Annotated in this window: 6 protein-coding genes and 4 pseudogenes; 2 read left to right on the top strand and 8 right to left on the bottom strand. The window is 43.9% G+C overall.

Annotation, left to right across the window (positions count from 1 at the left end):
• Positions 1 to 138 (bottom strand): motility-associated protein (locus ONZ52_RS24460; RefSeq protein WP_321160225.1); only part of this gene is annotated, 138 nt, incomplete at its 3' end.
• Between the two features lie 148 nt (positions 139 to 286).
• Between ONZ52_RS24460 and ONZ52_RS00525 the strand changes: the two genes are divergently transcribed.
• Together ONZ52_RS00525 and asd are read left to right on the top strand one after the other, a co-directional pair.
• Complete coding sequence (locus ONZ52_RS00525; protein ID WP_265216701.1) at positions 287 to 1,744, top strand: HDOD domain-containing protein; 1,458 nt, start codon at positions 287 to 289, stop codon at positions 1,742 to 1,744.
• A gap of 23 nt (positions 1,745 to 1,767) precedes the next feature.
• A pseudogene (gene asd / locus ONZ52_RS00520) lies at positions 1,768 to 2,629 on the top strand (archaetidylserine decarboxylase).
• 54 nt (positions 2,630 to 2,683) lie between these two features.
• On the opposite strand, the gene ONZ52_RS00515 reads toward asd, so the two are convergent.
• The 7 genes and pseudogenes from ONZ52_RS00515 to queA form a co-directional block, all read right to left on the bottom strand.
• Complete coding sequence (locus ONZ52_RS00515) at positions 2,684 to 3,040, bottom strand: serine hydrolase domain-containing protein (RefSeq protein WP_265216700.1); 357 nt, start codon at positions 3,038 to 3,040, stop codon at positions 2,684 to 2,686.
• Positions 3,037 to 3,672, bottom strand: a complete 636-nt coding sequence (locus ONZ52_RS00510; RefSeq protein ID WP_265216699.1) for a serine hydrolase domain-containing protein — start codon at positions 3,670 to 3,672, stop codon at positions 3,037 to 3,039. The genes ONZ52_RS00515 and ONZ52_RS00510 overlap by 4 nt, the downstream gene beginning before the upstream one ends.
• 129 nt (positions 3,673 to 3,801) lie before the next feature.
• The gene (gene secF / locus ONZ52_RS00505; RefSeq protein WP_265216698.1) at positions 3,802 to 4,716 is read right to left on the bottom strand and encodes a protein translocase subunit SecF; all 915 of its coding nucleotides are present in this window, start codon (positions 4,714 to 4,716) and stop codon (positions 3,802 to 3,804) included.
• A gap of 9 nt (positions 4,717 to 4,725) precedes the next feature.
• Positions 4,726 to 6,576: pseudogene (gene secD, locus ONZ52_RS00500) on the bottom strand (protein translocase subunit SecD).
• A 114-nt stretch (positions 6,577 to 6,690) separates the two neighbouring features.
• Positions 6,691 to 7,017, bottom strand: a complete 327-nt coding sequence (yajC, locus tag ONZ52_RS00495; protein ID WP_012070335.1) for a preprotein translocase subunit YajC — start codon at positions 7,015 to 7,017, stop codon at positions 6,691 to 6,693.
• Between the two features lie 72 nt (positions 7,018 to 7,089).
• Positions 7,090 to 8,210, bottom strand: a pseudogene (gene tgt, locus ONZ52_RS00490) (tRNA guanosine(34) transglycosylase Tgt).
• A gap of 32 nt (positions 8,211 to 8,242) precedes the next feature.
• Positions 8,243 to 9,305: pseudogene (queA, locus tag ONZ52_RS00485) on the bottom strand (tRNA preQ1(34) S-adenosylmethionine ribosyltransferase-isomerase QueA).
• Positions 9,306 to 9,412: the final 107 nt, after the last annotated feature.

Raw genomic sequence — 9,412 nt, 5'->3', positions numbered from 1 at the left:
CATAAAAGCACCCAACGCAGCCCCACAAATAATAATCACCTCAAAAGGCTGCCATAAAGCCAGCATTTTTCCATGTGATGCCAAATAGCCAAACACCACACTAACAATCACCACTAACACGCCAGCTAATGCAAACATATTTTATTCCTTAATACTGACAAAGTATTCTCTCAACTCAATATACAGTATGATTGATGAGATCAAAAACATAAGAGCGCGTTAAACACACATTAACAAGAGCCACTAATGTAACCAGCTATGATAGACAAGTCACCTTCTGGCCTAAATGAATGGCTACATTTTTCTGAAAAACAAAAAATTTCCTGTTCAAGCAGTTAGCCTCGCTCGTCTCAAAACTCAAATCAAACGAACAGAAGACACATTGGATGGAATACAAGCCAACATAGCATCAGACCCACTGTTGGCTTTTGCTATCCTGAATGAAGCAAATCGCATCGTACCAAATAAGAATAGCGAAATAAAAACACCCTTTCATGCTGCTGCCATGGTCGGAATGAATGGCATAGAAAAATTACTCCCACAATTTGCTCCTTACAATCTTAATGCGAAAGAAAAGCCAGCGCCGTTAATCGCTTTTTTAAGCGAAATACAAATCAGCTATGAAGCCGCAACCATTGCTAGGCGTTGGGCGATAGAAAAACTGACCAGCCACGAAGATGATATTTTTTGGATCACATTATTTCGCGATGCCGCCAGATGGCTATTGTGGTTTTATGCCTATCCAACCATGACTGTAATAGAACAAAAAATTCAACGAGGGGAAAAAGCCAGTCAAGCCGAACTTAACACCTTAGGGTGCCGCATTGATGAACTTACCGTACACCTCTGCACTCATTGGCACACCCCCAACAAAGTCATTGAATCATTTTTAACCAAACACATACCGAACGCAAAAGAACTACAAACACTTGCCCACTTAGCACACCACCCAGATGAATTGCCGGGCTTTACCGAAGATAAAAGACTCACTATTTTGACTAACAACCCTCTTATTTTTTCATACTGTGCTAATAAAGTAGCCCATGAAGCCAACCGTATGAAATGGGACTCGAAAAACTTACCTTTCTTCTACCGAGTTGTTGCCACCATCATGCACCGCCGCATCGGCGAGATCATCCAAATAGCTCATTTAGCAAGCACTGAGGCAGCAAAGCTCTTTAACAAAGGCGGAAAAATATCCCTCGCCCAACAACTCCTTGATCCCAATCTTTACAACCAAAGAGCCGTACCACCTACGAACCCCAACGCTCTTCTATCACCACTTGCTGAACTCAGAAGAGCAGTAGTTAAGTCAAACAATCAGGGGACAAAGCAAAAAGCCAGCCTAGCGTTAAAGACTATTTTAAAAGCAATCCCCAACGCCCAACACAGCATTCTGTTTAGACACTCGGACAATAAAGTGTCTCCGCTGTATCAGTCTGGCTACAACATAGAAGTCATTAAAGCCATTAAATGGAATACCCCTTCAAGCATTTTTAAAAAATTGTCTCAAAAAACATCAGCCACCCATTTGGCCGGAGCAAAACTTGACAAAATAGTCAGTGAATTACCCCACAAATCAGACCAAATCATTGATAAAAACAGCCACCTTATGCTTGCCTCAACACAGACATCAGCAAACGAAATGGTCATATTTTGGCTAGAAACACGAACAAAATTCAGTGAGAATGATTACAAAACGCTTAAGAAAATCGTTTCTTTAATCAGCCACACCACCCTATAAATTCATCTATCAGGATAAATAACGTGACTAAAGATCAACTGTTTGCATTTGCACAACACATCACACCACAGAAAACCCTATCACGTGCTATCGGCAAAATAGCCGAATGTGAAAACACTTGGGTTAAAAACACCTTTATCAGTCAGTTTGTAAAAAAATACCAAGTAGACATGAGCGAAGCCATCAACAGTGACGCACTGTCATACCGCAACTTCAATGACTTTTTTACCCGCGCAATCCGCCCCGAACTACGCCCTATTTGTAACGAAGAAAATAGTATCGCCTGCCCCGCCGATGGGGCCGTTAGCCAACTTGGCAACATTGAACATGGCACGCTGTTTCAGGCTAAATGTCACTATTACAGCTTAACTAGCCTACTAGGAGGCGATGCATCACTATCCAATCTGTTTTTAGGCGGCTCTTTCGCCACCGTTTATTTATCCCCTAAAGATTACCATCGCGTACATATGCCACTTTCTGGCAAATTAACAAAAATGATTCACATACACTGGGAAGCTATTTTCGGTCAACAAGGTAACAGCGGAACAAATCCCTAACGTCTTTGCTCGCAATGAACGCACCGTGTGCTTATTTGATACAGAGGCAGGTCCAATGGCAGTAATATTAGTTGGCGCCATGATTGTTGCCAGCATCGAAACCGTCTGGGCTGGGCAAGTGACACCCTTTAACAAAAACATTGTCACTTGGGACTATAAAGAACTTAATAATATTGAAATCAAAAAAGGCGAAGAAATGGGCCGATTCAAACTCGGCTCCACCGCCATTGTACTATTTGGGAAAAATGCAGTTAATTGGGAAGAGTCATTGCAAGCTGACACCCCCACAAAAATGGGTATGCATTTTGGCAATGTCGTCACGAAATAGTGCGAATCCAAACAAGCCTAGAAAGCCTGCTCTTAGCAGGCTTTTCTATCCTCATCATTGAGCTGCACTGACCACTGGCACGATATCTCTGCTCACCATCTGATGCAAACTATCCCGATAACCCGTTCGACCAGAGGGCAGCGTTTCTTCTGAAGTAATCGCAATGGTTAGCGCTAAGTCAGGCAACACATAGATCATTTGCCCACCATAACCCCAACCGTAATACCCTTGCACACCAGCAAAAGTTTGAATAAACCAACCATAGCCATATTCACCCTCATGAAAGCGAGACTGCGTTCTAGGTGTCCAGCTCTGTGCAATCCACTCTTTAGAAAGTAAACGCTGACCCTTATCTGTCAAACCTCCGCGCCGATACAGCTCCCCAAACGCCAACAAAGAAGAAGGCGTCATACCCACCTGATTCCCCCCATTGGAATACCCGTTGGACTGGTCTCCCAACTTTGCACTCGAACACCTGAACCCTGCAGCCACTGATTAGCTATAAGATAAGTATGCTGACCAGTTTGCTGCATAATTATCGCGGACAACAGATGCGTGTTACCCGTTGAATACTGCATATCACCCCCAACCTCATCAATAAAAGGCCATGACAAAGCCGTTTTAACCCAATCATCACTAACCACCCAACGACCATAGTTACGGCCAGAGGTCCGCTCCAACCCCGCTTGCATGGAAAGTAAATGCCCAATGGTAATATCATTTAAACGAGGGTCTGGATTCTTGGGAAATTGGTCCGCCAGCAAAGACGCAATAGGCTGATCCACACCCTCTATCACGCCACGATCAATCGCCATACCAACAATAGCCGACATCAGCGATTTTGACGCCGATTTAATATTCGTCACCGCATTAATATTAGCCTTATTGTAGGCCTTTGCCCAAACCACTTGCCCCTTATGCGCAATATGAACGGTCTTAATGTTCGAAAAGCTCTGAGCGGTTTTATCCATCGCCCCGAAATCCAAAGCCTTAGCCTGAAGACTAATCAACAAGAGCAATGAACCAAACATCAGAAAACGCATATTGAACTATTCACCTTATGTTATACGAATAAATAATAACCATAATACCGACAAATATAGCCATAGCAAAAGCCCACAAAAAAGCCTGCATAAAGCAGGCTTTTTTGGCTATTTAGAGAAGCAAAAAGCTCAAGGCAAATCGTCCTCTAACTCTTCTTTCGGAGCTGGAATCAGATCTTCTCTCTTCACATCCATTGCCAACAATAAATTTGCCGCAACAAAAATAGAAGAATACGTACCGATAATAATACCGACCAACAGCGCCATAGAGAAATTATGAATCGGCTCACCGCCCAAGAAAAACAGCACAACCAAAACAAACAACGTGGTCATAGAAGTAATTAAAGTACGATCTAAAGTCTGATTAATCGAATCATTCACCAAATCATATGGGGTGGTATCACGCATAATACGAAAATTTTCACGAATCCTATCACATACAACAATGGTATCATTGAGCGAATATCCAACTACCGCCAACAAAGCGGCCAATACGGTCAGATCAAACTCCACCTCAAACAAAGAGAAAAAACCCAAAGTGATGATAACGTCGTGAATCAATGCTGCGACAGAAGCAACAGAGAACTTAAATTGGAAACGCACAGCCACATAGATCATCACGATCGCCAAGGCAAGCAACATGCCCAAACCGCCCTGCTCACGCAACTCTTCACCAACTTGCGCACCAACAAACTCCGAGCGCTGCAATGTCACCTGATTCGAGCCATTGTTTTGCAACGTCGACAACACCTCATCACCCAAGGTCGCCGTATAAGCATTTGCCATCCGCACAACAACATCAGTAGGAGAACCAAAGTTCTGCACAACTACATCACTGTAACCATTTTGAGCAAGCAAATCACGAACGTCGTCTAATACCGGCGCCTCTTGATATACCACTTCAATCAAGGTCCCACCGGTAAAATCCAAGCCAAACTGCAGACCTTTAGTCGCCAAAGAGCCAAGAGAAATAAGGATCAACGCAATCGAAAAAGCAGCTACGATTTTACGCATTGCCATAAATGGAATATTTGTCACTTTCATGGCGCTCTCCTAAATATACAGTTTCTTGTTTTTACGACCGCCATACACAAGGTTAACTTGTGCACGAGTAACCACAATTGCCGTGAACATTGAAGTTAGAATACCCAACGACAAAGTCACTGCAAAACCTTTAACAGGGCCTGTTCCTACCGCAAACAAAATAACAGCCACAAGCAAGGTTGTGATGTTTGCATCAAGAATCGTCGTAAATGCACGATTAAAACCAGAGTGAATGGCTTGCTGACTTGGCATACCACTCGCCAATTCCTCTCTAATCCTTGAAAAAATCAACACGTTTGCATCCACGGCCATCCCCATCGTCAACACAATACCAGCAATGCCTGGCAGAGTGAGGGTTGCCCCCAAGATAGACATACAAGCCATCAGAAGAATAATATTCAACGCCAAAGACACATTGGCAAAGATACCAAATACTTTGTAGTAAACCAGCATGAACAACATAACAACCAGCAAACCGATCTGCGCTGAGTTAATCCCCAGCTTAATGTTCTCAGCACCTAAACTCGGTCCAATAGTACGCTCTTCAACAAAATAGATGGGCGCAGCCAAGGCTCCAGCACGCAACAACAAGGCAAGCTCGGAAGACTCACGAGGGCTATCTAATCCGGTAATACGGAATGAATTACCTAAAGTGGTTTGAATCGTGGCTAAAGAAATAATACCCTTCTCGCTATAACTTCTTCGCACCTCCTCCATCTTGCCGTCCGTCTCAACAAAACGACTACGAGATTTATGCTCGATAAATACAACCGCCATGTTTCGGCCAACGGCAGAACGAGTCACTTTACTCATTTGTTTGCCGCCTTTGCCATCCAAGCTAATATTCACTTGTGGTCGGCCATTTTCATCAAAAGAAGAGGCTCGCATCAGAAACACTGTCACCCGTGATAATGATGTCACGCTCTAAACGCGCCGTTCGCCCACTGCCATCACGAAAAGTTAAAGTCTCTATGTCTGCGCCATTATCTTCCAAGCCAGCTTCTAGATGAAATTCTAAGTTAGCCGTTGCACCGATGATACGTTTTGCTGCAGCAGTGTCTTGCACCCCAGGCAACTCAACCACGATACGACTACTACCTTGGCGCTGAACAAGCGGCTCCGCTACACCAAGTTCGTTAACACGATTTCGCAGTGTGGTTAAGTTTTGCTGCAAAGCATACGCTTCAATCTCTTTCTTAGCGGCTTCGGTAAAACTTACGTCCAGATAAAACTCATCAGTCTCTTGACGAGTGGCATAACGGTATTCAGGAAATTCTTTTTTAACAATACTTCCGCCGATGCCATATCGCCAGACTGCAAGAAACGCACCGACAACACACCATCTTCTATATCAACACTGCGGTAACGCACACGATCTTTGCGTAACACCGCCTTCATCTCACTGGCACTCACTTCAAGTCTCTGCTTAAGTGCCGCAGGCGTATCCACCTCCAAAAGAAAATGCACGCCACCACGCAAATCAAGACCCAACTTAGCAGGCCCAGCTCCTAGCGAAGACAACCATTCCGGCGTCGTAGGAACAAGGTTGAGCGCTGTTACAAAGTCATCACCCAATGCTGCCGCCACAACTGGCTTAGCAGCAAGTTGGTCCTCACCGCTATTAAAGCGCAAGGTACCGCCAGCAGAGGTAAGCTCTGCTTCTTTTAATTCTATATTCGCATTGGCAAGCGCATTCTTTGCTCTTAGCAAAGTTTGCTCATCAACAACCGCAGTTGCTTTTTGGGTAGATAGTTGTAGCGCTGGATCATCCGGATAAAGGTTTGGGAAGGCATAGAGTAGCCCCAAAGCCAAAACAAGAAGAATTAGCAAATACTTCCACAAGGGGTACTTGTTAAGCATGAAAAATCCTTTACACCTAAAATGAGATGATTATTCGCAACAGAGTGCAAACATCTCAAAATTTAATAAATCGGAAAAAGAAAAGCGCCTACATTAGGCGCCTTTCTAGGAAAGTTAAATAGACTTCAACGTTCCTTTTGGCAATACCGCAGCAACAGAAGACTTTTGAAATTTCATTTCAATGCCTTCAGAGACTTCAAGCACTACATAGTTATCATCAACTTTAGACACTTTACCCAATACACCACCGCCAGTTACTACCTCAGTACCTTTCGCTAGCGATGCAATCAAGTTTTTATGCTCTTTTGCACGTTTCGCTTGTGGGCGCCACATAAGGAAGTAAAAAATGACAACGAAGCCCGCAAGAAGCACTAGGTTAAAAATACCTGCATCTGCTGGTGCGCCGCCTTCAGCGTAAGCTGGTGAGATCAATGCGATCATGGTGTTAACTCTCCAATGGTTTATGAAACTGTTGTCATTTCTTACGTAAAGAAATTGACATAATTTTGTTTATTATTCACTCAAAGCTGGCGTATCTAGGCCTCGCTTTGCATAAAACTCATCAACAAAGGCGTCAAATCTACCTTCATCGAGCGCTAGACGCAATCCCGCCATGAGTGTTTGATAATATCGTAGGTTATGAATCGTATTTAATTGCGCCCCTACCATTTCTTGACACTTATCTAAATGATGTAAATAAGACCGAGAAAAGTTTTTACAAGTGTAACAATCACATTCTTTATCAAGAGGTCCCACATCATGACGATATTGTGAGTTCCGAATGCGCACCACACCATCTGAAGTAAACAGATGACCATTACGGGCATTACGTGTTGGCATCACACAGTCAAACATATCAACACCGCGGCGAACACCTTCCACCAAATCCTCAGGTTTTCCCACTCCCATCAAATAGCGTGGCTTATCTTCTGGCATTTTCGGTGTGATATGATCTAACACCTTCATCATTTCATCTTTGGATCTCACCAACCGACAAACCGCCAATGGCATAGCCGTCAAAACCGATATTCACTAACCCTTCTAGTGACTCATCTCGAAGGTTTTCATACATACTACCTTGGATAATACCGAACAACGCAGATGGGCTGTCGCCATGTTCGTCCTTCGAACGCTGGTTCCCAACGTAAACTCATGCGCATGGATTTGGCAGCCACTTCTGGCGTCGCAGGATACGGCGTACACTCATCAAAGATCATCACAATATCAGAGCCAAGATCACGCTGAACCTGCATCGAAATCTCGGGACTTAGAAACACTTTCGAGCCATTAATGGGAGAGCGAAAACTTACGCCCTCTTCGGTAATTTTGCGCATTTCACCGAGTGAAAATACTTGAAAACCACCTGAATCCGTTAAAATCGGTTTTTTCCATTGTGTGAAATCATGCAAATCTCCATGAGCCTTCACTACCTCTGTTCCTGGACGCAACCAAAGATGGAAAGTATTACCCAAAATAATATCTGCACCAATTTCCTCGATATCTTTGGTCAACATGCCTTTTACCGTACCGTAAGTACCAACAGGCATAAAAGCCGGCGTTTCAACCTTCCCACGAGGAAACGTCAAGGTTGCACGACGTGCTTTTCCTGACGTCGTGTGAAGTTCAAAATCCATAAAACATTCTGGACGTTTATCAGACATTCGTCTTATTCCTCACCTTGCGGGCCTTTAGCCTGCGCATTTCGTGTAATAAACATGGCATCGCCATAACTAAAAAATCGATACTTTTGCTCTACTGCCACTTTGTAAGCAGCCATCACATGATCATAACCTGCGAACGCACTAATCAGCATGATCAGCGTAGATTCTGGCAAGTGAAAATTCGTCACCAACGCATCTACGGTTTTAAATTCGTAACCTGGATAAATAAAAATACTGGTATCGTCTTGCATTGGGGCGATTTCACCACCTTGGCTTGCCGACTCTAGACTACGCACACTGGTCGTACCAACCGCAATCACTCGACCACCACGCGCTTTAGTGGCTTTAACTTGCTCAACCACACTAGGCTCAACTTCCACATATTCAGCGTGCATAATATGGTCTTTTACATTTTCGACCTTCATAGGCTGAAAAGTTCCGGCACCAACATGCAAGGTAACAAATGCTATTTCAACCCCTTTGGCTTTGATTTTTTCTAGCAAAGCTTCATCAAAGTGCAACCCAGCCGTTGGCGCTGCAACCGCCCCAGGCTTTTGATTATAAACCGTCTGATAACGCTCTTGATCACTATTTTCATCAGGACGTTCAATATAAGGCGGTAGCGGCATATGCCCAGCACGCGTTAGCACATCTAAAACAGGCTCATTAAAAACAAGATGAAACAAAGCTCCCGAACGACCAACCATAGTCGCTTCAATATGCTCGCCTTTGTCTTGCCCTAATAGCAACTTACTGTTTTCTTTTGGTGACTTACTCGCACGAACATGCGCTAGCGCCTCGTTTGTATTAATAACTCGCTCAACGAGCACCTCTACTTTTCCGCCAGACTCCTTCTGCTCCAAAGACGCGCGCAGGAATCACGCGAGTATTATTGAACACCATCAAATCGCCAGGCTGAACCAAATCCAAGACATCCGAGAACTGACGATGAACCACTCCCCCACTAGAACCATCAAGGTGTAATAACCGGCTGGCCGTTCTATCTGGCGTCGGATAGTGAGCGATTAAGGAGTCAGGTAAATCAAAGTGATAATCAGAAACGCGCATAAAAAGAAAGCTACCTAGGAAAAACGACCCGTTATTCTAGCGAAAAACCACTCAAAAGGGTACTTCCAACCCAACAGATATTAAAAAGATAAAAAATACTGTTTTCA

The sequence above is a fragment of the Marinomonas rhodophyticola genome (assembly GCF_026113935.1).
GTDB classification, from domain to species: domain Bacteria; phylum Pseudomonadota; class Gammaproteobacteria; order Pseudomonadales; family Marinomonadaceae; genus Marinomonas; species Marinomonas rhodophyticola.
The sequence above is the reverse complement of the archived record's forward strand: the minus strand, read 5'-3'. Positions and strand labels throughout refer to the sequence as shown.